This is a genomic window from Mesorhizobium sp. CAU 1741, from assembly GCF_039839275.1.
Lineage (GTDB): Bacteria > Pseudomonadota > Alphaproteobacteria > Rhizobiales > Rhizobiaceae > Aerobium.
Genome location: NZ_JBDOQP010000001.1, coordinates 1,120,670 through 1,145,037 on the forward strand (window position 1 = coordinate 1,120,670; position 24,368 = coordinate 1,145,037).

The 24,368-nt window shown below is 61.8% G+C and carries 28 protein-coding genes; 17 read left to right on the forward strand and 11 right to left on the reverse strand.

Annotation, left to right across the window (positions count from 1 at the left end; translation table 11 throughout):
- The 10 genes from nuoL (at position 1) to AAFN84_RS05410 (ending at position 11,891) form a co-directional block, all read left to right on the forward strand.
- Positions 1-1,983 carry an NADH-quinone oxidoreductase subunit L gene (nuoL, locus tag AAFN84_RS05365; RefSeq protein ID WP_347513466.1) on the forward strand — a complete coding sequence of 661 codons (1,983 nt, stop codon included), beginning with the start codon at positions 1-3 and terminating at the stop codon, positions 1,981-1,983.
- Positions 1,983-3,491, forward strand: a complete 1,509-nt coding sequence (locus tag AAFN84_RS05370; RefSeq protein ID WP_347513467.1) for an NADH-quinone oxidoreductase subunit M — start codon at positions 1,983-1,985, stop codon at positions 3,489-3,491. The genes nuoL and AAFN84_RS05370 overlap by 1 nt, the downstream gene beginning before the upstream one ends.
- Before the next feature lie 15 nt (positions 3,492-3,506).
- Positions 3,507-4,943, forward strand: coding sequence for an NADH-quinone oxidoreductase subunit NuoN (gene nuoN, locus AAFN84_RS05375; RefSeq protein WP_347513468.1), 1,437 nt, complete (start codon positions 3,507-3,509; stop codon positions 4,941-4,943).
- Entirely contained in the window at positions 4,944-5,762 is an 819-nt protein-coding gene (locus tag AAFN84_RS05380) for a biotin--[acetyl-CoA-carboxylase] ligase (RefSeq protein WP_347513469.1), read from the forward strand.
- A 12-nt stretch (positions 5,763-5,774) separates the two neighbouring features.
- Positions 5,775-7,442 (forward strand): ribonuclease J, encoded by a 1,668-nt coding sequence (locus tag AAFN84_RS05385; RefSeq protein WP_347513470.1) that lies wholly within the window; start codon positions 5,775-5,777, stop codon positions 7,440-7,442.
- 13 nt (positions 7,443-7,455) lie between these two features.
- Positions 7,456-7,860, forward strand: coding sequence for a methylmalonyl-CoA epimerase (gene mce / locus AAFN84_RS05390; RefSeq protein ID WP_347513471.1), 405 nt, complete (start codon positions 7,456-7,458; stop codon positions 7,858-7,860).
- A gap of 7 nt (positions 7,861-7,867) precedes the next feature.
- Positions 7,868-8,137: a DUF1467 family protein gene (locus tag AAFN84_RS05395; protein WP_347513472.1), complete on the forward strand. Its 270-nt coding sequence runs from the start codon at positions 7,868-7,870 to the stop codon at positions 8,135-8,137.
- Between the two features lie 453 nt (positions 8,138-8,590).
- Entirely contained in the window at positions 8,591-9,919 is a 1,329-nt protein-coding gene (gene proS / locus AAFN84_RS05400; RefSeq protein WP_347513473.1) for a proline--tRNA ligase, read from the forward strand.
- Positions 9,916-11,208 carry a lipoprotein-releasing ABC transporter permease subunit gene (locus tag AAFN84_RS05405; protein ID WP_347513474.1) on the forward strand — a complete coding sequence of 431 codons (1,293 nt, stop codon included), beginning with the start codon at positions 9,916-9,918 and terminating at the stop codon, positions 11,206-11,208. The genes proS and AAFN84_RS05405 overlap by 4 nt, the downstream gene beginning before the upstream one ends.
- Entirely contained in the window at positions 11,208-11,891 is a 684-nt protein-coding gene (locus AAFN84_RS05410) for an ABC transporter ATP-binding protein (RefSeq protein ID WP_347513799.1), read from the forward strand. The genes AAFN84_RS05405 and AAFN84_RS05410 overlap by 1 nt, the downstream gene beginning before the upstream one ends.
- A gap of 30 nt (positions 11,892-11,921) precedes the next feature.
- Here AAFN84_RS05410 and AAFN84_RS05415 read toward each other — a convergent pair whose 3' ends face one another.
- From AAFN84_RS05415 to AAFN84_RS05435, 5 genes are all read right to left on the reverse strand, one after another.
- Complete coding sequence (locus tag AAFN84_RS05415) at positions 11,922-12,392, reverse strand: SRPBCC family protein (RefSeq protein ID WP_347513475.1); 471 nt, start codon at positions 12,390-12,392, stop codon at positions 11,922-11,924.
- The gene (locus AAFN84_RS05420) at positions 12,389-12,802 is read right to left on the reverse strand and encodes a metalloregulator ArsR/SmtB family transcription factor (RefSeq protein ID WP_347513476.1); all 414 of its coding nucleotides are present in this window, start codon (positions 12,800-12,802) and stop codon (positions 12,389-12,391) included. Before AAFN84_RS05420 ends, AAFN84_RS05415 begins: the two co-directional genes overlap by 4 nt.
- 138 nt (positions 12,803-12,940) lie before the next feature.
- Complete coding sequence (locus tag AAFN84_RS05425; RefSeq protein ID WP_347513800.1) at positions 12,941-13,465, reverse strand: transglutaminase-like cysteine peptidase; 525 nt, start codon at positions 13,463-13,465, stop codon at positions 12,941-12,943.
- Between the two features lie 363 nt (positions 13,466-13,828).
- Entirely contained in the window at positions 13,829-14,446 is a 618-nt protein-coding gene (locus AAFN84_RS05430; protein WP_347513477.1) for a PilZ domain-containing protein, read from the reverse strand.
- A 113-nt stretch (positions 14,447-14,559) separates the two neighbouring features.
- Entirely contained in the window at positions 14,560-15,189 is a 630-nt protein-coding gene (locus tag AAFN84_RS05435; protein WP_347513478.1) for a PAS domain-containing protein, read from the reverse strand.
- Positions 15,190-15,610: 421 nt separating this feature from the next.
- On the opposite strand from AAFN84_RS05435, the gene AAFN84_RS05440 reads away from it, so the two are divergent.
- On the forward strand, positions 15,611-16,354 hold the full coding sequence (locus tag AAFN84_RS05440; RefSeq protein WP_347513479.1) for a rhomboid family intramembrane serine protease: 744 nt from the start codon (positions 15,611-15,613) through the stop codon (positions 16,352-16,354).
- Positions 16,355-16,459: 105 nt separating this feature from the next.
- The gene (locus AAFN84_RS05445) at positions 16,460-16,891 is read left to right on the forward strand and encodes a CBS domain-containing protein (protein ID WP_347513480.1); all 432 of its coding nucleotides are present in this window, start codon (positions 16,460-16,462) and stop codon (positions 16,889-16,891) included.
- A 45-nt stretch (positions 16,892-16,936) separates the two neighbouring features.
- Here AAFN84_RS05445 and AAFN84_RS05450 read toward each other — a convergent pair whose 3' ends face one another.
- Positions 16,937-17,167, reverse strand: a complete 231-nt coding sequence (locus AAFN84_RS05450; protein WP_347513801.1) for a YjhX family toxin — start codon at positions 17,165-17,167, stop codon at positions 16,937-16,939.
- On the opposite strand from AAFN84_RS05450, the gene AAFN84_RS05455 reads away from it, so the two are divergent.
- The 5 genes from AAFN84_RS05455 (at position 17,093) to AAFN84_RS05475 (ending at position 20,513) form a co-directional block, all read left to right on the forward strand.
- Complete coding sequence (locus AAFN84_RS05455; RefSeq protein WP_347513819.1) at positions 17,093-17,287, forward strand: hypothetical protein; 195 nt, start codon at positions 17,093-17,095, stop codon at positions 17,285-17,287. The genes AAFN84_RS05450 and AAFN84_RS05455 overlap by 75 nt on opposite strands.
- A gap of 214 nt (positions 17,288-17,501) precedes the next feature.
- Entirely contained in the window at positions 17,502-19,001 is a 1,500-nt protein-coding gene (gene gatB, locus AAFN84_RS05460) for an Asp-tRNA(Asn)/Glu-tRNA(Gln) amidotransferase subunit GatB (RefSeq protein ID WP_347513481.1), read from the forward strand.
- 4 nt (positions 19,002-19,005) lie between these two features.
- Positions 19,006-19,491 (forward strand): GNAT family N-acetyltransferase, encoded by a 486-nt coding sequence (locus AAFN84_RS05465; protein WP_347513482.1) that lies wholly within the window; start codon positions 19,006-19,008, stop codon positions 19,489-19,491.
- An 86-nt stretch (positions 19,492-19,577) separates the two neighbouring features.
- Positions 19,578-19,976 carry an NADH:ubiquinone oxidoreductase subunit NDUFA12 gene (locus AAFN84_RS05470; protein WP_347513483.1) on the forward strand — a complete coding sequence of 133 codons (399 nt, stop codon included), beginning with the start codon at positions 19,578-19,580 and terminating at the stop codon, positions 19,974-19,976.
- Between the two features lie 111 nt (positions 19,977-20,087).
- Complete coding sequence (locus AAFN84_RS05475) at positions 20,088-20,513, forward strand: DUF2155 domain-containing protein (RefSeq protein WP_347513802.1); 426 nt, start codon at positions 20,088-20,090, stop codon at positions 20,511-20,513.
- 3 nt (positions 20,514-20,516) lie between these two features.
- On the opposite strand, the gene aat is transcribed toward AAFN84_RS05475, so the two are convergent.
- The 5 genes from aat to AAFN84_RS05500 form a co-directional block, all read right to left on the reverse strand.
- Positions 20,517-21,134, reverse strand: coding sequence for a leucyl/phenylalanyl-tRNA--protein transferase (gene aat / locus AAFN84_RS05480; RefSeq protein ID WP_347513484.1), 618 nt, complete (start codon positions 21,132-21,134; stop codon positions 20,517-20,519).
- A 15-nt stretch (positions 21,135-21,149) separates the two neighbouring features.
- Complete coding sequence (accC, locus tag AAFN84_RS05485; RefSeq protein ID WP_347513485.1) at positions 21,150-22,493, reverse strand: acetyl-CoA carboxylase biotin carboxylase subunit; 1,344 nt, start codon at positions 22,491-22,493, stop codon at positions 21,150-21,152.
- Positions 22,494-22,509: 16 nt separating this feature from the next.
- Positions 22,510-22,983, reverse strand: coding sequence for an acetyl-CoA carboxylase biotin carboxyl carrier protein (gene accB / locus AAFN84_RS05490; RefSeq protein WP_347513486.1), 474 nt, complete (start codon positions 22,981-22,983; stop codon positions 22,510-22,512).
- Positions 22,984-23,016: 33 nt separating this feature from the next.
- A complete protein-coding gene (aroQ, locus tag AAFN84_RS05495; protein WP_347513487.1) occupies positions 23,017-23,454 on the reverse strand; it encodes a type II 3-dehydroquinate dehydratase in 438 nt (145 codons plus the stop codon).
- Positions 23,455-23,574: 120 nt separating this feature from the next.
- Entirely contained in the window at positions 23,575-24,354 is a 780-nt protein-coding gene (locus AAFN84_RS05500) for a DsbA family protein (protein WP_347513488.1), read from the reverse strand.
- Positions 24,355-24,368 lie beyond the last annotated feature (14 nt).

Sequence of the window (24,368 nt, forward strand, 5' to 3'; positions counted from 1 at the left end):
ATGTATCAAGCCATCGTCTTCCTTCCGCTCATCGGCTTCCTGATCGCCGGACTTGCCGGCCGCTCGATCGGCGCCAAGGCATCGGAGTTCGTCACCAGCGGACTGCTGATCGTTTCGGCCGCACTCTCGTGGGTGGCGTTCTTCCAGGTTGGTCTGGGAGATACGCAGTCCTTCACCGTGCCTGTCATGGCGTTCATTCAGGCCGGCGGCCTCGACGTCTCGTGGGCGTTCCGCATCGACACGCTGACGGTGGTGATGCTCGTGGTCGTGAACACGGTCTCGGCGCTGGTCCACGTCTATTCGATCGGCTACATGCATCACGACCCGCATCGGCCGCGCTTTTTTGCCTATCTGTCGCTGTTCACCTTTGCGATGCTGATGCTCGTGACGTCGGACAACCTCGTGCAGATGTTCTTCGGCTGGGAAGGCGTCGGACTGGCGTCGTATCTGCTGATCGGCTTCTGGTTCAAGAAACCCTCGGCCAATGCCGCCGCCATGAAGGCCTTTATCGTCAACCGCGTCGGTGACTTCGGCTTCCTGCTGGGCCTTTTCGGCGTGTTCGTCCTGTTCGGTTCTGTGAACTTCGACACGATTTTCGCCAGTGCGGCGACAATCGCCGAGAACCATGAGGCGACCGGTGGCGAGATGTTCAATTTCCTCGGCTGGTCCCTGACGCAGGGCGGCGCCCTGACGGCGATCTGTCTTCTTCTGTTCATGGGTGCGATGGGCAAGTCGGCCCAAGTGCCGCTGCATACCTGGCTGCCTGACGCCATGGAGGGCCCGACGCCGGTCTCCGCGCTGATTCATGCGGCCACCATGGTCACGGCCGGCGTCTTCATGCTGGCGCGGCTGTCGCCGATCTTCGAACTCTCACATACGGCGCTGCTCGTGGTCACCATCGTCGGCGCGATCACCGCATTCTTTGCCGCGACGGTCGGTCTGGTGCAGAACGACATCAAGCGCGTGATCGCCTATTCGACGTGCTCGCAGCTCGGCTACATGTTCGTGGCGCTCGGCCTCGGCTTCTATTCGGCAGCGATCTTCCACCTGTTCACGCATGCCTTCTTCAAGGCGCTGCTGTTCCTGGGTTCCGGCTCGGTGATCCACGCCGTCTCCGACGAGCAGGACATGCGCAACATGGGCGGCCTTCGCAAGCTCATCCCGACCACCTACTGGATGATGGTGATCGGCACGATCGCGCTGACGGGCGTGGGACTGCCGGCGACCTATATCGGAACCGCGGGCTTCTTCTCGAAGGATGCCATCATCGAAGGCGCGTTCGTCGGCCACAATGCGGCCGCCGGATTTGCCTTCGTCATGCTCGTGATCGCCGCCGTCTTCACCAGCTTCTACTCATGGCGGCTGATCTTCCTGACCTTCCATGGAAAGCCCCGTGCCTCGGAAGACGTGATGCATCACGTGCATGAATCGCCGCCGGTCATGCTCATCCCGCTCTACATCCTGGCGGTCGGCGCGCTGTTTGCCGGGTTCCTGTTCTACGGCACGTTCCTGGGAGCCGGCTATGACGGCTTCTGGAGCGGCGCGTTGTACACGCTGCCCGACAACCACATCCTGCACGACTATCACGAGGTTCCGTTCTGGGTGAAACTGTCGCCATTCGTCGCGATGATCATCGGCTTCCTGACGGCGTACCAGTTCTACATCCGTTCGCCGGAGACGCCGAAGCGTCTGGCCCAGCAGCACCACGGCCTCTATCAGTTCCTGCTCAACAAGTGGTACTTCGACGAACTGTACGATTTCCTGTTCGTGCGGCCCGCCAAGCGCCTCGGGCACTTCCTCTGGAAGAGGGGTGACGGCACGGTCATCGACGGCTTTGGGCCTGACGGCATCGCGGCCCGGGTAAACGACATCACCGACCGGGTGGTGAAGCTGCAGACCGGCTATCTCTACCATTACGCATTCGCAATGCTCATCGGCGTCGCCGCACTCGTGACGTGGATGATGCTCGGGGGTTCCTACTGATGACCGACTGGCCGATCCTTTCCACGGTCACCTTCCTGCCGCTGGTCGGTGTATTCCTCATCCTGCTGATCCGGGACGAGGGCACGGCCGCGCGTCGCAACATCCGCATGATCGCGTTGATGACGACGGTCTTCACCTTCCTGCTCTCGCTGCTGATCTGGGCGGGATTCGACACGTCCTATGCCGGTTTCCAGATGGTCGAGAAGGCCGCCTGGCTCGACTCCGGAATCTCCTATCATATGGGCGTCGACGGCATCTCGATGCTGTTCGTCATTTTGACGACCTTCCTGATGCCGCTGTGCATCCTGGCGTCCTGGGGATCGGTGGAGAACCGCGTCAAGGAATACATGATCGCGTTCCTGATCCTGGAAACGCTCATGATCGGCGTGTTCTCGGCACTCGACCTCGTGCTGTTCTACGTCTTCTTCGAGGCAAGCCTGATCCCGATGTTCATCATCATCGGCGTGTGGGGCGGCAAGCGCCGCGTCTACGCCTCGTTCAAGTTCTTCCTCTATACGCTTCTGGGTTCCGTCCTGATGCTGCTCGCCATGATGGCGATGTTCTGGCAGTCCGGAACGACCGACATCCCGACGCTGCTGACGCATGACTTTCCCGAAAACATGCAGACATGGCTGTGGCTCGCATTCTTCGCGTCCTTCGCAGTCAAGATGCCGATGTGGCCGGTGCATACATGGCTACCTGACGCTCACGTCGAGGCGCCGACTGCGGGCTCGGTCATCCTGGCGGCGATTCTGCTGAAGATGGGCGGTTATGGCTTCCTGCGCTTCTCGCTGCCGATGTTCCCGGACGCGTCGCTCTATTTCCAGCCCTTCATCTTCACGCTGTCCGTCGTCGCGATCATCTACACGTCGCTGGTCGCGCTGATGCAGGAGGACATCAAGAAGCTCATCGCCTATTCATCCGTGGCGCATATGGGCTACGTCACGATGGGCATCTTCGCGCTGAACATCGAAGGCATCCAGGGCTCGATCTTCCAGATGCTGTCCCACGGCCTCGTCTCCGGCGCGCTCTTCTTGTGCGTCGGCGTCGTCTATGACCGCATGCACACCCGCGAGATCGCCGCCTATGGCGGCCTCGTGAACAACATGCCGAAATATGCCGTGGTGTTCCTGATCCTGACGATGGCGAATGTCGGGTTGCCCGGCACCAGCGGTTTCGTCGGCGAATTCCTGACGCTGATGGGCGTGTTCAAGGTCAACACCTGGGTGGCGCTGTTTGCCGCCACTGGCGTGATCCTGTCGGCTGCCTATGCGCTGTGGCTCTACCGGCGCGTGGTTTTCGGCGCGCTGACCAAGGAAAGCCTCAAGGGCCTGCTGGACATGTCCACGCGCGAGAAGGCGATCATCTACCCGCTTGTGCTGCTGGTGATCTTCTTTGGCGTCTACCCGATGCCGGTCTTCGAGGTCACCTCGGCTTCCGTCGACGCGCTCGTCAATACCGTAACCCTTTCGATCGAGGCCACGCAGGCCGCGGCGATCAATCAGTAAGACCCGGACAGCACCATGACGGCAGACCTATCCATGAGCCTGACCCTCGCCACGCCGGAGCTTATCCTGGCTGTGGGCGCGATGGCGCTTCTGATGATCGGCGTGTTTTCCGGCGAGCGCTCTGCCAGCACGGTCACGGGACTTGCGATCGCGCTGATGATCGGTGCCTGTGGGTGGATGCTGCTTTTCACCGGGGACGGCGAGGCGTTCGGTGGTGCGTTCGTCAGTGATCCGTTCGCACGGTTCATGAAGCTGCTGACGCTTGTCGGATCGATCGTCACGCTGGCCATGTCGGTCGGCTTTGCGCGGCGGGAAGGTTTCGACAAGTTCGAGTTTCCGGTCCTGATCGTACTCGCGACGCTCGGCATGCTGCTGATGGTGTCGGCCAACGACATGATCTCGCTTTATATGGGCCTCGAACTGCAGTCGCTTTCGCTTTACGTCATCGCCGCGATCAACCGCGAAAACCTGCGCTCGACCGAAGCGGGTCTCAAATATTTCGTTCTCGGCGCGCTGTCGTCCGGCATGCTGCTCTATGGCATTTCGCTCGTCTACGGCTACACCGGCAACACCGGCTTCGAAGCCATCGCGGCGGCGCTGTCCGGAGAAGAGCGTCAGCTCGGCCTGGTTTTCGGTCTCGTCTTTGTCCTTGCCGGCCTTGCGTTCAAGATTTCCGCCGTGCCGTTCCACATGTGGACGCCGGACGTATACGAGGGCGCCCCGACGCCTGTCACCGCATTCTTCGCCGCTGCGCCGAAGATGGCGGCGATGGCGCTTCTGGTGCGCGTGACGGTTGGCGCGTTCGAGCCGGTCGCGCCCGACTGGCAGCAGATCATCGTGTTCGTCTCGATTGCCTCGATGGTGCTCGGTGCATTTGCGGCGATCGGACAGACCAACATCAAGCGGCTGATGGCCTATTCGTCGATCGCGCATATGGGCTTCGCGCTTGTCGGCCTGGCAGCCAATACGCCGGAAGGCGTGCGCGGCGTCGCGATCTACATGCTGATCTACCTGGTGATGACGCTGGGATCCTTCGCGTTCATACTGGCGATGCGGCGCGGCGGCAGCAATGTCGAACATATCAAGGATCTCGGTGGCCTGGCATCGACCAACCCCGTCATGGCGACGATCCTGACGATTCTCATGTTCTCGCTGGCGGGAATCCCTCCGCTCGCGGGCTTTTGGGGAAAGTGGTACGTCTTCCTGGCCGCGATGAACGCGGAGCTCTATGCGCTGTCGATCATCGGTGTGCTGGCTTCCGTGGTCGGTGCCTTCTATTACTTGCGGATCATCAAGATCATGTGGTTCGACGAGTCGGTCGGCGGATTTGAACCGATGGCTGGAGAGCTGAGGCTGGTGCTCGGCGTCTCGGGCGCGTTCCTGCTCTTCTACGTGCTGATCGGCGGTCCGATCGGACAGGTGGCGGAAGCCGCGGCAAGGACCTTCTTCTGAGTGCGGTTCGCGCTCGCGCCGACCGCGACGTCCGCTGGCTATCGCGTCGAAGCCTTCGAAACCGTAGGGTCGACCAATGCTCTGGCCATGGACAGGGCACGGGCAGGCGATGCCGGGCGGCTCTGGCTCGTTTCGAAGCGCCAGGAGGCAGGCAGGGGACGACGCGGCCGCGTCTGGGAAACGCCGGAAGGCAATCTTGCGGCAACGCTGCTGTTGGTGCCTGATTTCGAGCTGAAGGCGGCCGCGACGCTTGGCTTCGTTGCCGGTCTTGCACTTGCCGATGCGCTCGACGCGGTATTGCCTGCGGGGAAAGTTGGTATTGGCGTCGATGGCGGAACGTCGCGATCTCGCGACCGCTTCGAACTGAAATGGCCGAATGACGTGCTCGCCGATGGAGCGAAACTGTCGGGCATACTGCTGGAATCGGCGATGCTGAGTGATGGCCGTTTTGCCTTGGCGATCGGCATCGGCGTGAATGTCGTGGCCGCTCCGGTGGACGTGCCATACCCGGCAACCTCGCTGGCGGCGCTGGGTGCCGCTTGTGACGCGGAAACCCTGTTTCTTGCCCTATCGGATGCATGGGTAGACAACATTCGGATATGGGACGCGGGACGGGGTCTGGCGGCCATTCGCTCGCGTTGGCTGCAACGGGCGGCAGGCCTTGGAAGCCAGGTCGCCGTAAAGGTCGAAGGGCGCGTCGTGCGCGGTATATTCGAGACAATTGACGATGAATGTCGTTTCGTGATCCGCACCGACGACGACAGTATTGTGGCGATAGCCGCCGGTGACGTGCATTTCGGCGCGGTGGCATCGGCCTAGAAAGGAACTGGAATGGCAAGGAATAACGAGGCCGAGCTGGTGTTCTGCCCGCTGGGCGGCGTCGGCGAGATCGGAATGAACTTCGCGCTCTACGGCTTCGGGCCGGCGCAGAAACGCGAATGGATCGTCGTCGATGTCGGCGTGACGTTCCCCGACCTCAACCTGCCGGGTGTCGACCTCGTGCTGCCGGATACGCGCTTCATCGAAAGCGAAGTGAAGAACCTTGCGGGCATCATCATCACGCATGCGCATGAAGACCACTATGGTGCTCTGCTCGACATCTGGCCGCGGCTCAAGAAGCCGGTATGGATGACGCCATTCACGGCGGGCCTGCTGGCGGCAAAGCGCCAGATGGATGGGGGCCCTGAAATTCCCGTCCAGATCTACAATGCCGGGGAACGCTTTACCGTCGGTGCGTTCGACATCGAGACGATCGCGGTGACGCACTCCATCCCCGAGCCCGTCTCGCTTGCCATTCGCACGCCCGTCGGCCTGGTGATCCACACTGGAGACTGGAAGATCGATCCTGCTCCGACGATCGGCCCCAAGACCGACGAAGCGAAGTTCCGGGCGCTGGGCGCTGAGGGCGTGACAGCGCTCATCTGCGATTCGACCAATGCGCTTCGCGAAGGCGAGTCGCCGTCGGAGGAGGCGGTCGGCGAAGGTCTCAGGGGGGTGATCGAGGCCGCGCCGGGCCGCGTTGCGATCACCACTTTCTCTTCCAATGTCGGGCGCATCCGCTCGGTGATGGAGGCCGCGCGCGACGCTGGCCGCCAGGTTCTGGTTCTGGGTTCGTCGCTCAAGCGCGTCATTAACGTCGCAACGGAACTCGGCTACCTCGAAGGCCTGCCCGAGGTGATCGAGGAGCAGGACTATGGCTTCATCCCGCGCGAGAATCTGGTGATCCTGTGCACCGGCAGCCAGGGCGAATCGCGGGCTGCGCTGGCCAAGCTCGCGCGCGACGAGATGCGCAATGTCGCTCTGTCACCGGGCGATACGGTGGTCTATTCCTCGCGCGTCATTCCGGGTAACGAAAAGCCGATTCTCGAAACCAAGAACCTGCTCATCGAGCAGGGCATCCGGATCATCGAAGACAGCGATGCGCTCGTCCACGTCTCAGGCCACCCGCGCCGCAACGAACTGCGCAAGATGTACGAGTGGACCAAACCGCGCGTCCTCGTGCCGGTCCACGGCGAGGCGGCGCATCTGGTCGCGCACGGCGCGCTTGGCGCGGAGGCCGGTATCCCCGAGGTTGCGCAGGTCCGCAATGGCGACATGATCCGGCTTGCGCCGGGACCGGCGGAGATCATCGACAAGGTTCACTCTGGCCGGATGTTCAAGGATGGGCGCCTGATCGGTTCAGAGGAAGCGATGGGCATACGCGACCGGCGAAAGCTCTCATTCGCCGGCCATGTAGCGGTGAATGTCGTGCTCGACGAACGCCACGAGATCGCCGGCGATCCCGATCTCGTTGCAATCGGCGTCGCAGACGCGGATGCGCGTGGCGATGACCTGGAAGACCTGATGCTGGATGCGGCGATCGGCGCGGTTGAAAGCATCCCCCGGGTCAGGCGAAAAGACCTCGATCTCGTAGCCGAGTCGGTACGGCGTGCCGTTCGGGCGGCAGCCAACGAGGCCTGGGGCAAGAAGCCGATCGTGACGGTCTTCGTCACGCGATGAAGCGGAGTTTGCAATGCTCGGACGCCTGAACCACGTTGCGCTGGCAGTGCCGGACATTGCAGCCGCCAGCACGCACTACCGCGACGTCCTCGGCGCGACGGTTTCCGCGCCGCAGGCTCTGCCTGAGCACGGCGTCACGGTGGCGTTCATCGAGGTTGGAAACACCAAGATCGAACTGCTCGAGCCGCTCGGCGAGAACTCGACCATCCGGCCGTTCCTGGAAAAGAACCCAGCCGGGGGCATGCATCACCTGTGCTACGAGGTCGACGACATCCTTGCGGCCCGCGATCGGCTCAAGGCGGAAGGCGCGCGCGTGCTGGGCGATGGCGAGCCGCGGATCGGCGCACATGGCAAGCCCGTGCTGTTCCTGCATCCCAAGGACTTCTTCGGCACGCTCGTCGAACTCGAACAGGTATGAGGCCGCGATGAGCTGGATTTCGATCGCCGCGATCTACTTCATCCTATGGTGGGTGGTGCTGTTCGCGATGCTGCCGTTCGGTCTCAAGACGCAGGAAGAAAATGGCGACGTGACACTGGGGACGGAGCCGAGCGCTCCGGGCGGGTCACATATGCTGGGCGCCGTCATTCGCACGACGATCGTGTCGGGAGTGATCTTCGGGATCTTTTATGTGGCCGTCGTCTATTACGGATTTTCCTTCGACGACGTTCCGCGCATCGGTCCTTCGCAAGGCTGATTTTGCCCTGCGGACACTGCGTCTGCTTTGCCGATGCAGATCCCACGATTAATTTCGGTGCACAAAAAAAATGCAAGGCCGAAGCCTTGCAATTTAAACGCGTCCGATCTGTTTCCGTTTGACGGCGGCTGCGGAAAATCGCGCCTAGATCGCATCCTCCCAAGACTTTGACCGCGTAGGAGAGCGGATTGTGGTCCCGCTCTCTCGGTTATGGCCGGACCTTAGACCAACAGCTCGCGCCATGTCACGAAAAATATTGCGCTTTGATGACATGTTATGTGCTGCACTGCACAATTTTGTGGCACTAAATGCCCGCGAAGAAGACAGATGTTCGGGCGTCGGAGGCTGCCCCTGGGTCGGGTTTCCAACCTGCCTTGAAATCGCTATGAACGGCGGACACATGGTCCCTCAAGCATGGTGATTCCGCCATGCCCGCTTTTCATGGAATCCCTCATGCGTTTGTCGCGTTACTTCCTTCCCATCCTCAAGGAGAATCCGCGCGAGGCGGAGATCGTCTCCCACCGCCTGATGCTGCGCGCTGGAATGCTGCGTCAGCAGGGTGCGGGGTCGTTTTCCTGGCTGCCGCTCGGCAAGCGCGTCCTCGACAAGGTCTGCGCCATCATTCGTGAGGAACAGGACCGGGCAGGGGCCCTGGAAATCCTGATGCCTACGATCCAGTCGGCGGAGTTGTGGCGCGAGAGCGGACGCTACGACGACTACGGCAAGGAGATGCTGCGTATCGTGGATCGCCACGAGCGGGACATGCTTTATGGACCGACCAATGAGGAGATGGTGACAGACATCTTCCGGTCCTACGTGAAGTCCTACAAGGACTTGCCGCTCAACCTCTATCACATCCAGTGGAAGTTCCGCGACGAGGTGCGCCCGCGCTTCGGCGTGATGCGCTCGCGCGAATTCCTGATGAAGGATGCCTATTCTTTCGACCTCGATTTCGAAGGCGCACGCGCGGCCTACAACCGCATGTTCGTTTCCTATCTGCGCACCTTCGACCGCGTGGGGCTGAAGTCGATCCCGATGCGGGCCGATACCGGCCCGATCGGCGGCGATCTGAGCCACGAATTTATCATCCTGGCCGATACCGGGGAAAGCGCGGTGTTCTGCCATCGTGATTTCCTCGCTCTCGACGTGCCAGGCGCGGATACCGACTTTTCCGACGACGCGGCAATCGCCGGCATCGTGAAGACGTGGACCACCCCCTATGCCGCCACCGACGAGATGCACGAGGAAGCGGTCTGGGAGGCGGTGGCGGAAGGCGACCGCGTCGCCGCACGCGGCATCGAGGTCGGCCACATCTTCCATTTCGGCGAGAAATACTCAAAGCCTCTGGGCGCGAAGGTTACCGGCCCCGATGGCAAGGACCATTTCGTCTCGATGGGTTCCTACGGCATCGGTCCGTCGCGGCTCATCGCCGCGATCATCGAGGCGAGCCACGACGACAACGGCATCATCTGGCCGGAATCGGTGGCGCCCTTCGACGTGGCGCTGATCAACATGAAGGCCGGAGACGATGCCTGTGATCGTGCCTGCGATGATCTGTACGACACGCTTACGGCGGCGGGTTGCGACGTGCTCTACGATGATACCGACCAGCGACCAGGTGGAAAGTTCGCGACTGCGGACCTGATCGGTCTTCCGTGGCAGGTGATCGTCGGGCCACGCGGCGTCGCTGCGGGTGAGGCCGAGATCAAGAATCGCAAGACCGGCGAGCGCGAGACCATCCCGCTCAGTGCCGTGGCCAACCGCTTCGGCAGGGCGGCATGAGCGAAGCCGCAACGCAAGAAGACGGTCCCAGAGGCGCCGGCCCGTTCTCGAGCTTCGAACGCATGGTGGCCTGGCGCTACCTGCGGTCGCGGCGCAAGGACACCGTCATTTCGGTGATCTCGCTGATTTCCTTTGCCGGCATCATGCTGGGCGTGGCTACGCTCATCATCGTCATGGCGGTGATGAACGGCTTCAGGGCCGAGCTGCTGACGCGGATACTGGGTGTCAACGGCCACATCATCGTCCAGCCTATCGACAGGCCCTTTGACGATTATGCGCAGGTCGCGGGCCGAATCGAAGGCGTGGAGGGTGTACGCTACGCCATACCGCTCATTGAGGGGCAGGTTCTGGCTTCGGGTCGCGTGGGAGCCGGTACGGGCGCATTGGTGCGCGGCGTGCGGGAGCAGGACATCAAGAAGCTCGATCTCGTCGCCGGAAATGTGCGCCAGGGCACGCTGGATGGATTCTCAAGCGCGGAAGGTGTCGCGATCGGCACCCGCATGGCCGACAATCTCGGGCTGACAATCGGCGATGGCATCCAGCTCGTGGCGCCGGAAGGGGACGTGACGCCTTTCGGGGTAACGCCACGCCAGAAAATCTATCCGGTCACCGCGATCTTCGAGGTCGGCATGTCGGAGTACGATGCCTCGATCGTGTTCATGCCGCTTGAGGAGGCGCAGCTCTATTTCAACGCCGAAGGGCTGGTACAGTCGGTCGAAGTGTTCGTCGAAGACCCGGACGCGATCGACGCCATGCGCGGCGCCGTCGAGGTCGCCGCGCAACGGCAGATTTTCCTTTCCGACTGGCGGCAGCGTAACCAGACCTTCTTTTCCGCGCTCCAGGTCGAGCGCAACGTGATGTTCATGATCCTCACGCTCATCGTGCTGGTCGCGGCGCTCAACATTATCTCCGGCCTGATCATGCTGGTGAAGGACAAGGGCCGCGACATCGCGATATTGAGGACCATGGGTGCGACGAGCGGCTCTGTCATGCGCATCTTCGTGATGACGGGAGCCGCGATCGGCGTCACCGGCACGATCGCCGGCGTGTTGCTCGGGCTCGTCGTCTGCCTCAACGTCGAATCGATACGCCAGTTCTTTTCCTGGCTGTCCGGAACGACGCTTTTCAATCCGGAGCTCTATTTCCTGAGCCAGCTTCCCGCCAAGATGGATGCCGGCGAAACAGTTTCGGTGGTGCTGATGGCACTGATCCTGTCTTTCCTCGCGACACTGTTCCCTGCCTGGCGAGCTGCGCGGCTCGATCCAGTCGATGCGTTGCGGTACGAATGATGACGCAGGACCTGCTGCTTGAACTGAAGTCGGTCGATCGCCGCTATGACGAGGGCGCGCGCAAGCTGACGATTCTCGAAGGCGCGGACTTTTCCCTCAAACGTGGCGAGATGGTCGCGCTCGTGGCGCCATCCGGTGCAGGTAAATCGACCTTGCTCCATACTGCGGGCCTGCTGGAATGGCCGGACGGCGGCGACGTTATTCTCAACGGCCAGGCCTGCGGCCGGCTTTCGGACGACCAGAGGACGGCCATTCGGCGCAACGAGATCGGATTCGTCTACCAGTTTCATCATCTCCTGCCGGAGTTCTCGGCACTGGAGAACGTCATGATGCCGCAACTCGTTCGTGGGCTATCGCAGACCCAGGCGAGCGAGCGTGCCATGCAACTGCTCGACTACATGAAGATCAGCCATCGCGCCGAACACCGCCCGGGAGAACTTTCGGGCGGCGAACAGCAAAGGGTGGCCATTGCGCGTGCTGTCGCCAATGCACCGCTGCTGCTGCTGGCCGACGAACCGACCGGCAATCTGGATCCCACGACGGCCGGCTACGTGTTCGACGCCCTGGAGGCGCTGGTGCGCCAATCTGGCCTGTCCGCGCTGATCGCCACGCATAACCACGATCTCGCCGCGCGCATGGACCGCCGCGTTACGCTCGTCGAAGGCAAGGTGGTCGACTTCTAGAGCCGGCGCGAACGAGCGTCGGTTCAGCGACTATTTCATTTGCCCGGCAAATGCAGCCAACTGGTCGATGGCCGTCCCCCATCCCTCCTGGAAACCCATCTCCTCGTGCCTGCGGCTCTCCTCGGCATTCTTGTGGATCACGTGCGACGAATAGCGCGTCCCCTTGGCTTCGGCTTCAAATGTGATGATCGCGGTCAAGGCCAACCACGGCTCCGTTGGCCGCCATCCTTCGGAAAGCACCGTTGTCCATACCAGGCGCTGCTCGGGGACGACTTCGAGGAAACATGCCTCGACATGAGGCTGGAATTCTCCTCCCCCTTCGCGCATGCGCGTCTCGAATCCGCCTCCCGGGCGTAAATCAAGTTTGATCACCCGGCATTCGATTGGGTGGGGTATCCACCACATCGCAAGGTGTTCCGGCCTGCTCCAAGCCTCCCAGACTTTGCTCGGCGCCGCGTTGATGAAGCGCGAGATCGATAGTTCGCTGGCCATGCCGTTCATTCTTTCGTTTCCTCTGACATCTGATGTTCCACAAAGGCAGCCAGCCGGTCAGCGCCCGCCTCCCAATGCGCACGTTGTTCGGAAAGCCACGTCTCCGCTTCCAGAAGCCTGTCGGGTCTCAGTTGGCACATGCGGACGCGACCGGTTTTCCGCGTCACAATGAGCCGCGTTTCCTCGAGTACGCGAAGATGCTTGAGGAAGGCGGGCAGGCCCATCTGAAAGGGTGCCGCGAGTTCCTTGACAGGCTGGGGCCCATCCAGAAGGCGCGTGACGACCGCCCTTCGGGTAGGATCGGCAAGCGCATGAAATGCGGAATCGAGGGTTTGAGTAGAGGTTACCATGTGGTGAACTGTACCGAACAGTTCACCGATCGGCAAACAAAAATGCGGAGCGAGGTGCGTTTTCCGCATCAATGCGTATAGCGATGGAAATCAGTGCACAAAACGAAGCGGAGCCGGCCTTTGGGGAAAGGCCGGCTCCTGAACCCGGTCGTTGGGGACGGGGAGGGTGGGGACTCGACCGGGTTGTCCCTGAATTCCCGTTATCTGCTATCTGTTCGAGCTGACGCTGCCGACGAGCATGCCGCGGCCGTCATCGATCGCGATCCACATGCCGGCGTGTTTCGGTGACTGACGCTTGAGGAACTGATATTCCGTCTCGTTCCATGCCAGGACGCGTGGCTCCAGATTGTCGAGCACGAAATCGCCGAGGTGGGTGTTCACCGTCAGGACGGCGTGGCCGTCACCGTTCGGCTGGCGCACTACCGTCACGGCCAGGTTGGAGGCCGGTATCCCGGCCTTGATCAGCCTGCGACGCTTTTCCAGAACGTAGTCTTCGCAGTCGCCATATCCGTCGCTTGGATAGGACCATCGCTCCTCCACGCCCCACATCTCCATGTCGGTACGTGGCGTGATGCGCGTGTTGACCATGTTGTTGACGTCGACAATCTTCGTCCACAGACCGCGTGTCAGTTCGACCGGCGCGCTGGCCCGCGTCGGCTGGCATTCCTGCTGATTGCGCTGGCAGAATTCGTAGTGGCCGACGGGCTGAGAAGACAGCCCTCCTGTCGGCATGAATGACTGAGCCGACGCCGTCCCGACACTCGTACCCAGAATTACCGCGGCTGCCGCCGCGCCGATGACCTTTTTGCTGGTCCCCATTGTTGTCGTCTCCCCGTTGACGAGACCACAATGGCAGACGCGAATTTATTTGACGCAAAACATCGAAGTATAGATTAAGTCAAAACAATACAGCTTTCGCATTTACATTAGTATAAATTGTATTCGAGTTTGAGTTTAATGAGTATAAATCTTTCGTCAAATTTGACTCAAATGCGGTCGATCCCCGCACGCCGCCGATTGCCGGCATGCGGAAACGAAAAAGGCCGGCTCAATGGCCGGCCTCGGTTCATGAATTTAGATGTCGCGGTTGGCGGATCAGCCGATCGTGCCGCTGAACTCTTTCACCAGCGTATCCTCGCGCTGGAGCGCTGCGAATTCGATCGCCACGCCATCTTCGAAATGCCGCACGACACGACCGCGCATGGTCCCCAGCGTCACCGGCAGGCCGAGCGCAGGCTTTACGTCGAGTTCGACCGCCGCGCCTGAAAGCGAGAGGTCGATGATGCGGCACTGGTAGCTACGGCCGTCCTCGAGCGCGAGAACCGTCATCGGATTGCGCGGCGACACGCGCTCGTGGCGGCGGTCTTCGGGCAGGTCGAGTTCGTGCTTGTTTGCAAGCCACGTCAACTGCGCGGCAAGCTTGTCGCGCTTGCGCTCCGACGCAATGATGGTCATGGCGAAGCCGCCATCCAGCCGGCGCGTCACGACGCCTTCGATGCGACCGATATGATCGAGATAGGCGATGACCTTTTCGCCGAGCTGGCCGAAATTGTCGGCGCGGAAGGCGACGTCGCCAGGCGACATGTCGATCACCTGGCACGGATACTCGGAGCGATCCTCCAGCATGTAGCGCCCGTAGATCTTCACGCGCACGCGCTGGAAGTTTCGTCTCTCCGTCCGAGACGGCGCCGCATTTATCGCCGCTGTGGTCATTGCTGCATTCGCCCCGCTCAACTCCATGCTTCGCGTCAAGCGAAGAGTTTCGCGTCAATATGCTGGTTAATGGGTTAATATCCGGTAAGTCAAAAGACGCTGTATGCCTTGCATCAGCCGCCTTTTCCGCCTTCGAAGACGACGAGGTGGCGTATTCTTCGTCCCCCTTCGCCGACGTCCAGACCGTCGTTGATGATGTGGCTCGAAGACGGCACCATCGACGGCACCCGGTTGGCCAGGAACAGCGGCTCGCGATCGGCGTCGACCAGCCGCAACGTTTCGATCTTGCCTTCGGCAATCGGATCGGCACCCAGCCAGTATGGTTTCGAAAACGGCGTGATGGCGCCCAGAAGGCGAGGGCTGCCGACGCCGCCTTCCAGTGGCAGCAGCACCATCTCGAAGAAGTTCGACTTGCCGCCCTGGCTCAGACCTTCATAGGTGACCACCACCACGGACTTGTCATGAAACGTGCCGTGAGCCTGGCGGGCGATGATGCGCTGGTCGCGCTGGTGCCAGATCAGGGGAAATGAATAGCCTTTCAGTTCCCGTCCGTAGGTCGCGCATAGGCGCGTCCCGGCAAGGCGGAAGACGGCCTCGCCGCGTGTGTCCTTCTCCAGGATGAACGTATCCGCCAGCAATGTCTTGATGTCCGCCGGCTCGATCTCGGTTCGTCGTGGTGCCGGCCTTCCGTTGCGGAGCCTGTTCCAATATTGGAATAGCGCTATCGACCCGTCCTGTTTCATAATTCCTTAACCGCCCTGTGTCCCCATCCGCAGGTGTTCCATCGGTGAACAGAAACGTGATGTCCGATGGCCCTACATGCCTGCAGACGCAGAACCCGTGCCACCCCCGCAACACGTTGTTAACGGCGTTCCGGCCCGTTAAGGTTAACAAAGGGTTTAGATTGCGTGCTCCGTCCTGCTTTGGCATCTTCTGCCTACTCCAAGGGGACGGCGCCAAGGCGGATGTCCACGGGACAAGAAACATCTTGGGGGTGAGCAGGGGGCTCGACCAGCCGTCCAGGGGAAACCCTGGACGGCTTTTCACTTTCCCAGGGCCAGTACGAAGCCAGCCCGGCCATCTCACGAAACCGTTCGTCAGAAAATGGCAGGCTTTTGCAGGGCATACTGGCAAAACCACGTCTCGCTCACCAGATCGCAAGAGATGACCTCAGAACCACACCCAGATAGCGCCGAGTCTCGGCCGGCAGCCCCAGCTTACTCTGGCCCGGATGCCGCCGTCCGCGAACCGGTCTTCAACCTGCCCGCCATCGTCACGGCTTTCATCGCGCTGTGCGTGGCGATCCACCTTCTGCGGAGCTATGTGCTGACGCAGGAACAGGATTTCTGGGTCGTCCTGCAATTTGCCTTCATTCCGATACGCTATTCGGGCGAGTATGCGCTCGACCCGTATGCATTCATGGGGCCGTGGACCTATTCGCTTCTGCATGGGGGGCTTGGGCACCTGGCGGTGAACATGATCTGGCTTGCCGCTTTCGGCTCCCCGCTCGCCAACCGAATCGGTGTGATTCGCTTCATCCTCTTCTGGCTGGTGACGTCACTGGCGGCGGTGGGGCTCCACTACATGCTTCATTCGACCGAGGCTGTGCCGCTTGTCGGCGCATCAGGCGCCATTTCCGGGATGATGGGGGCGGCGGCTCGATTCGGCTTCCGAATCGATCGCAGTGCCGGCAAGGCGGCGTTTGACGGCCCCGTCCGCTCGATCATGGCCGTATTCCGCTCGCGCGCGGTGGTGACGTTCCTGTTGGTCTGGTTCGCGGTGAATCTCGTCATGGGGCTCGGGTTCGGCGGATCGGAAGGTGGCGGCGAGATTGCCTGGGAGGCTCATATTGGCGGTTTCCTCGCAGGTTTCCTGCTTATCCGGCTGTTTGACCCGCGCTCGGGGTGACGCCGGTACATCTGCTTGCAAACCCCGCTGTCTCAGCGCACGATATGCTCGATATCGCAAGCGGCCGCGAGGGGTGCGGCCGGTCACGGCCGAGAGGAGCGAGCTATGACGGTCAAGACGATCCTGGAACAGAAGGGTACCGACGTGGTGACGATCGAGCCCGGCGCTAAGCTGGCGCGGGCGGCGCAACTGCTCGGCGAGCGGCGGATCGGCGCGGTGGTGGTCACAGATGGCGACGGCGGCATCGTCGGCATACTTTCCGAGCGTGACATCGTCAGGGCCGTCGGCGAAGCCGGTGCTCAGGCGCTCGAACTGAACGTCGACAAGGTGATGACGTCCAAAGTCAGCACCTGCAGCGAATCGCACACGATCAACTCGGTGATGGAAATCATGACGCGCGGCCGCTTCAGGCACCTGCCGGTGGAGAAGGGCGGCCGCCTGGCCGGGATCATCTCGATCGGCGATGTCGTCAAGTGGCGTATCCGCGAGGTCGAGCGCGAGGCAGAGCAGATTCGCGAGTATATCGCGACGGCCTGAGTCGCCCACCGGCCGTCGCAACGGCCGGCGGGCGTCGTCATTCACCTATCGATTGTCCTGGCGCGCCCGCACCAGTTCCAGCCCCCGTCGCGTGATGCGATAGGGTCCGCTGGCCCTCGAGGCGATCGCGCGGCGGCGTTTCAGGCGGCGAAAAAGATCGAGATCGAAATCCGAAAACCGCCAGTTGTCACGTGTATGGCAATGGGCAGTTTCGATTCTGCCATCATCATCGCGTTCGAGTTCTATCCATCCACCTTGCGCGAGCAGATGAAGAATGCGCTGTTCAGCGCGCGTTATGTTCATTTCTGGAAAAGTCCTGAAAACACGGCCATTCGGCCAGACGAAATTGCCGCCGCTGCGCAGGCAGGGCGGGGGTTCGCGGTTTTCATGCCCTGACGGTCTTACGACGTCAGGGCTTCAGCGGGACTCACAGCTTGGCATCAAACACCATGGATTTTCGCCAGCGTGTATAATATTCGGCCGTATCGGTGTCCACCCGAAGTGGCGAAAAGGGGCGCAACGCTTGCAAGCGCGGGCCGTTTGATCTAGCGAAAGTCCATGCAAACCGGCGCGCCGCAGCGCCGCAACTTCCATAGCGAAGCGGACTTTCATGACGATCATCGATACGCGCACGCCTGACCCCAAGCGCCTCGTCGCGGGTGCCACCGGCGACTGGGAAATCATCATCGGCCTCGAGGTTCATGCCCAGGTGACGTCCGAGGCGAAGCTGTTCTCCGGCGCATCGACCTCGTTCGGCGCCGCTCCCAACGACAATGTCAGCCTCGTCGACGCGGCCATGCCGGGCATGCTGCCCGTCATCAACGAGGAATGCGTGCGGCAGGCGATCCGCACCGGGCTCGGCCTGAAGGCGCAGATCAACCTGAAATCAGTCTTCGACCGGAAGAACTATTTCTATCCGGACCTGCCACAGGGCTATCAGATTTCCCAGTTCAAGCAGCCGATCGTGGGTGAGGGCATCGTCATCGTCTCGGTCGGTCCGGACAAGCAGGGCAATTTCGAAGACATTGAGGTGGGCATCGAGCGGCTGCATCTGGAGCAGGACGCCGGCAAGTCGATGCATGACCAGCATCCGACCATGTCGTATCTCGACCTCAATCGTTCGGGCGTGGCGCTGATGGAGATTGTGTCCAAGCCGGACATGCGTTCGGCCGACGAGGCCAAGGCGTATCTGACCAAGCTGCGCACCATCGTACGCTATCTGGGCACATGCGACGGCAACATGGACGAAGGCTCGATGCGGGCCGACGTGAACGTTTCCGTTCGCCGGCCCGGCGACGCGTTCGGCACGCGCTGCGAGATCAAGAACGTCAATTCGATCCGTTTCGTTGGCCAGGCGATCGAGTATGAGGCGCGGCGCCAGATCGCGATTCTCGAGGATGGTGGGTCGATCGACCAGGAGACGCGCTTGTTCGATCCCCACAAGGGCGAGACGCGCTCCATGCGTTCCAAGGAAGAAGCGCATGACTACCGCTACTTCCCCGATCCCGACCTTCTGCCGCTGGAGTTTGACCAGGCCTATGTGGACGCACTGGCGCAGCACCTGCCGGAATTGCCGGACGACAAGAAGGGACGCCTGATCGATACGCTCGGCCTGTCGGTCTACGATGCGTCGATCCTTGTCTCCGAGAAGGCCATTGCCGATTATTACGAGCAGGTCGCGGCTGGGCGAGACGGCAAGACATCTGCGAACTGGGTCATCAACGATCTACTCGGGGCATTGAACAAAGCCGGCCGTGACATCGAAGATTCCCCGCTGGCGCCCGGTCAGCTCGGCGCGATCGTCGACCTCATCAAAGAGGGCACCATCTCCGGCAAGATCGCCAAGGACCTGTTCGAGATTGTCTGGAGCGAAGGTGGAGACCCGCGCGCGATCGTCGAAAGCCGCGGCATGAAGCAGGTGACGGATACCGGCGCGATCGAGAAGGCGGTCGACGAGGTGATCGCGGGGAACCCGGACAAGGTCGAACAGGCGAAGGCGAAGCCGACGATGGCCGGCTGGTTTGTCGGGCAGGTGATGAAGGCGACAGGCGGCAAGGCCAATCCGCAGGCCGTCAACGACCTCGTCAAGGCCCGCCTGGGCATCGATTAGCGCGATGTTCGTCCGCACCGCATCGGCGCGCGATCTCGACGCGGTACGTGCGCTGCTGGTAGAGACGTGGCACGACACCTACGACCCGATCTATGGGGTGGAGCGCGTCAACCAGATCACCGCTGAGTGGCATTCGCTCGAGGCTCTCGCCAGCCGCATGGCGAGCCCCAACTCCGAGTTCCTCGTCGCCGACGACGGACAGCGCATCGGCGGAATGGCCTACGCCTCCACGCAGGACGAAGGCTCGACGGTCATGCTGCGCCAGCTCTATGTGCTGCCCGCCTGCCAGGGGCAAGGCATCGGAGGAATGCTTCTCGACGAGATCGAAGGCAGCTTTCCCGGGGCTGATCGCCTGCGCCTCGAGGTTGAAACCCGCAATGCCAAAGCGGTGGCATTCTATCATGCACAGGGGTTCGCGGAGATCGGCAAGGCCGAGCTGGAGGGCAAGACCGTCACGGTGCTCGAGCGCCCGATCGTCTGGGCCGAGTGACCCGGGTGCCGGGGCGGGAAGACCTTGCAATGCTGCCCTTGTAGCGCCATAAGGCCCTGACGGCGATTGTCCTGCCGGAGGAATCGATGAAGACCATTCTCGCGCAGATCTTTACATGGTGGAACGGCCAGAACCTCAACACCCGTTTCGATACGTGGAGGCACGGCAACAAGGTCGGCACCGACGAAATCGGCAATGTCTATTATGAAGGCGGCAAGGATTACGAGGGCAACCCGCGCCGCTGGGTAATCTACAAGGGATACTCAGAGGCATCCGCGGTGCCGCCAGGCTGGCACGGCTGGCTGCATCACCGAACCGATACGCCGCCCACCTCCGACGACTACAAGCCGCGCGAGTGGGAAAAGTCGCACATACCGAACCTGACAGGCACGCCGGGCGCGTATCGTCCGAAGGGTTCGGTGTTGAGCACGCAGGAGCGCCCGCGCGTTACCGGCGACTACGACGCCTGGACGCCCGGCTCCTGAGGACAAATCCCGGCGGGTGCAGTTCTCGCCACAATTGCCGCCTATCGCAGAGGCTACCCGCCTCGACCGAAACCGGACCTACACTGCATGGCACAAACCGGACTTTTCCTGATGGGCCGCATCAAGGTCTTCACGCGCCGCGTTGGGCTGTCGGCAATCGCCTCGCTGCTGTTGGCAGGATCGCCAGCCAGCGCTGAGCGGATTTCCAATCCCGTCGCCGAATTCACCGGCGTCGACAAGATCACTGGCCGTATCATCAGCTTCGACGTCTATGTCGACGAGACCGTCCAGTTCGGGGCGCTTCAGGTGACCCCCCGCGTCTGCCATACCTCGTCCGAGGCCGAGGAGCCGCGCACGACAGCGTTCGTCGAGGTCGATGAGATCACGCTCGATCGCAAGATCAGGCGTATCTTCACAGGCTGGATGTTTGCCGAAAGCCCCGGCCTCAATGCCGTTGAGCACGCGATCTATGACGTGTGGCTGAAGACCTGCAAGCAGGATTCCAGCGTTCCTCCGCCCGAGACGCCGACGAACTGATCCTCAGTCGGCGAAGCGTGCTTCGCCGTGCAGCGCCTCTTCCAGCAGGATTTCATATTTCGAGCGCGGCACATCGATCGCGCCAAAGCGCTTGAGGTGGTCGGTGGTGAACTGGGTATCGAGCAGCGCGAACCCGCGCTCAACCAGCCGGGCGACGAGATGCACGAGGCAGACCTTGGATGCGTCTCGTTCCAGCGAGAACATGCTTTCGCCGAAGAAGACGCGTCCGAGCGACACGCCGTAAAGGCCGCCGACCAGTCGGCCCTCGCGCCAGGCCTCCACGGAATGGCAATTGCCGCGCTCGAACAGGGCCATGTAGGCCTCGCGGATCGGCTCGTTGATCCATGTCGAGTTCCGCCCTTCGCGCGATTGTGCGCAGCCCTCGATGACGCCAACGAAGTCGGTGTTGAAGCGAATGTCGAAATGGCCCTGGCGCACGGTCTTGGCCAGGCTCTTGGGAACGTGAAAGCGCTCGAACGGTATGATGCCGCGCAATTCGGGGCGCACCCAGAAGATCTCTGGGTCGTCAGCCGCTTCAGCCATCGGAAAGACCCCCGACGCGTAAGCGCGGAGCAGGAGATCCGTCGGAATCCGATAGCCGGGCGCGAAAGGTCTAGTCATCGCAAGCTGGGTGGCTCACTCCACCGTAGCGAGGTGTTTTTCCAGCCAGTGAATATCATAATCGCCATTAGCGATGTCAATGTTGCCGACAAGGTCGCGAAACAGGGGCAGGGTGGTCTTGATGCCGTCGACGACGAACTCGTCAAGCGCGCGGCGCAGGCGCATCATGCATTCCACGCGGTTGCGTCCGTGCACGATGAGCTTGCCGATCAGGCTGTCGTAGTAGGGCGGGATCTTGTAGCCATTGTAGACTCCGGAATCGACGCGGATGCCAAGACCCCCAGGCGTGTGGAAATGCGTAATCGTGCCCGGTGACGGCACGAACGTCCTCGGGTCTTCCGCATTGATGCGGCATTCGATGGCATGACCATGAAAGCGCACCTCGTCCTGGCGCATCGAAAGTCCGCCGCCTGAGGCTACGCGGATCTGCTCGTGGACGAGGTCGATGCCGGTGATCGCCTCGGTCACGGGATGCTCGACCTGCAGGCGGGTATTCATTTCGATGAAATAGAACTCGCCGTTCTCGTACAGAAACTCGATCGTGCCTGCGCCCGAATAGCCGAGGTCGGCGATCGCGTTGGCGCAGATGGCGCCGATGCGCGCACGTTCAGCCTCGTTCAGAGCCGGCGACGTGGCTTCCTCCCAGACCTTCTGGTGACGACGCTGCAGGGAACAGTCGCGCTCGCCCAGATGGATCGCGCCTCCCTTGCCGTCGCCTACGATCTGGACCTCAATATGCCGCGGCTTTTCGAGGTATTTCTCGATATAGACGGCGTCGTCGCCGAATGCGGCGCCTGCTTCCGAACTCGCCGTGGCAAGGGCGACCACGAGGTCATCCTCGGTCCGGGCGACCTTCATGCCGCGACCGCCGCCACCGGCCGACGCCTTGATGATGACGGGATAACCGATTTCGGCAGCGATGCGCTTGGCGTCACTCTCCTCCGTCACCGCGCCATCGGAGCCGGGCACAACCGGGATTCCCAGGCGCTTTGCGGTGCGCTTGGCTTCGATCTTGTCGCCCATGATGCGGATATGGTCGCCCGACGGGCCGATGAAGGTGATGTTGTGAGCGTCGAGGATGTCGGCGAACTTGGCGTTTTCCGAAAGGAAGCCATAGCCGGGGTGGATGGCATCAGCACCGGTGATCTCGCAGGCGGCGACGATCTGGTGAATGTTGAGGTAGGAGTCGCGCGACGGCGGCGGCCCGATACACACGCTCTCGTCGGCGAGGCGCACATGCATGGCGTCGGCGTCGGCGGTTGAATGCACGGCAACCGTCTGGATGCCGAGCTCCTTGCAGGCGCGCAGCACCCGGAGTGCGATTTCGCCGCGATTGGCGATGAGAACTTTCTGAAACATCCTCCGCGTCCCGGCTCTATTCGATCACGACGAGCGGCTCGCCATATTCGACGGGCTGGGCATCTTCGAAGAGGATAGCGGTGACGGTACCCGAGCGCGGCGACGGTATCTGGTTCATGGTCTTCATCGCCTCGATGATGAGGAGGGTCTGGCCTTCCTTGATGTTCTGGCCGATCTCGATGAAGGGGCGGGCGCCGGGAGCGGGCGACATGTAGGCAGTGCCGACCATGGGCGAGGGGACTGCGTTCTTGGACACGTCCGCCGGCGCAGGAGAGGACGAGGCAGACGCGGCACCCGCCGCCGCTGCAGGAGCCGATGACGCAGGCGCCGCAGCAGGCGCTGCGTAACCCTGGATGGCCGCAGGCGTGCGCGAGACGCGAATGCGCAGTTCGTCCTGCTCGACCTCGATCTCCGTCAGGTTGGTCTCGTCGAGTATGGTCGCCAGGTCACGGATCAACTGCTGATCTACGACGGTCTTTTTTATCGACATCGGATTTTGTTTCCTCGTCCTATTGCTGGCTGTTCACGGTCGGGCGGCGAGCGCGTGCAGGGCCATGATGTAACCCTGCGGGCCGAAGCCGCAGATCATGCCCGTTGCGACCGCCGAGACCCATGAATGATGCCGGAACTGCTCGCGCGCGTGAATGTTGGAAAGATGCACCTCGGCGACCGGCAGCGGCGACACTGCCCGGATCGCATCGTGGATGGCGATCGATGTGTGGCTGTAGGCGCCCGGGTTGATGACCAGGCCCTTGGCGACGGCTCCGGCTTCCTGGATCCAGTCAACAAGAACGCCTTCGTGATTGGACTGGCGGAAGTCCACCTCAAGGCCGAGCCTGGCGGCCTCGGCCGCGCAATCCTCGCCGATCGCTTCGAGGGTCTTGCCACCATAGATGCCGGGCTCACGCTTGCCGAGCATATTCAGGTTCGGACCGTTCAAGACAAAGATCACGTTGGACATCAAAAGGGTTCCTGCGCGCCGCGCACCTCTATAAAGGCCATAAGCAGCGGCGGAAAGAGCACAAGTGACTTCTTTTCGGTGTCCACAGGCGTGTGAGGCGGGGAATGCCGCCCGACGCGGTCAGTTGGTGGCGCGGATCAGTTCGATCTTTTCCTCTAGGACCGCCTGGCCGAGCGCGCCGAAGACGACTTCGTCGCCCACGACATAGGACGGAGTGCCGGTAATTGAAAGCCGGTTGGCGATATCATACGTGGTCTCGAACGCCGCGGCGATGTCCGGGTTCATCATTTCCTGTCGCAATGCGGCCTCGTCGACGCCAAGGCCCTGTGCCACCGCAATCGCGGCATCTTCGGTCGCGCGGCTGCCACCAAGCAGCTGGCGGTGGAACTCCGCATAGCTCTCCGGCGCCAGCCGGTGGAATGCCATCGACACCATATGCGCGCGCTGCGAATCGGGACCGAGGATCGGAAATTCCTTGAGCACGAAGCGCAGCTCCGGATCGTTCTCGACCATCGCGTCCATGTCGTCCATGGCGCGCTTGCAGAAGCCGCAATTGTAGTCGAAGAACTCGACGATGGTGACGTTGCCCTCGGGATTGCCGACGATGCCATCATAGTCGGCATTGAAGATGTCATCGGAAGCAGCGCGAATCGTGTCGACTTGTGCGACGCGCTGCTGCTCTTCGTGTTTCGTCTCAAGTGCGGTCTGCATCTCGATCAGGATTTCCGGATTCGCCGTCAGATAGTCGCGGACGATCGCCTCCACCTCGGCCCTGGGCGCCATGGCCCTTGACGGCCCTGCGTTGACGGTTTCCGGCTGGGTGCCCGCAACGAAGCCGAACGCGAACATCGCACCGCCGATCGCCGCGCCTGCGACTGCGAGAACTGCTGTCTTGCTCATGATGGGGCGTCCTG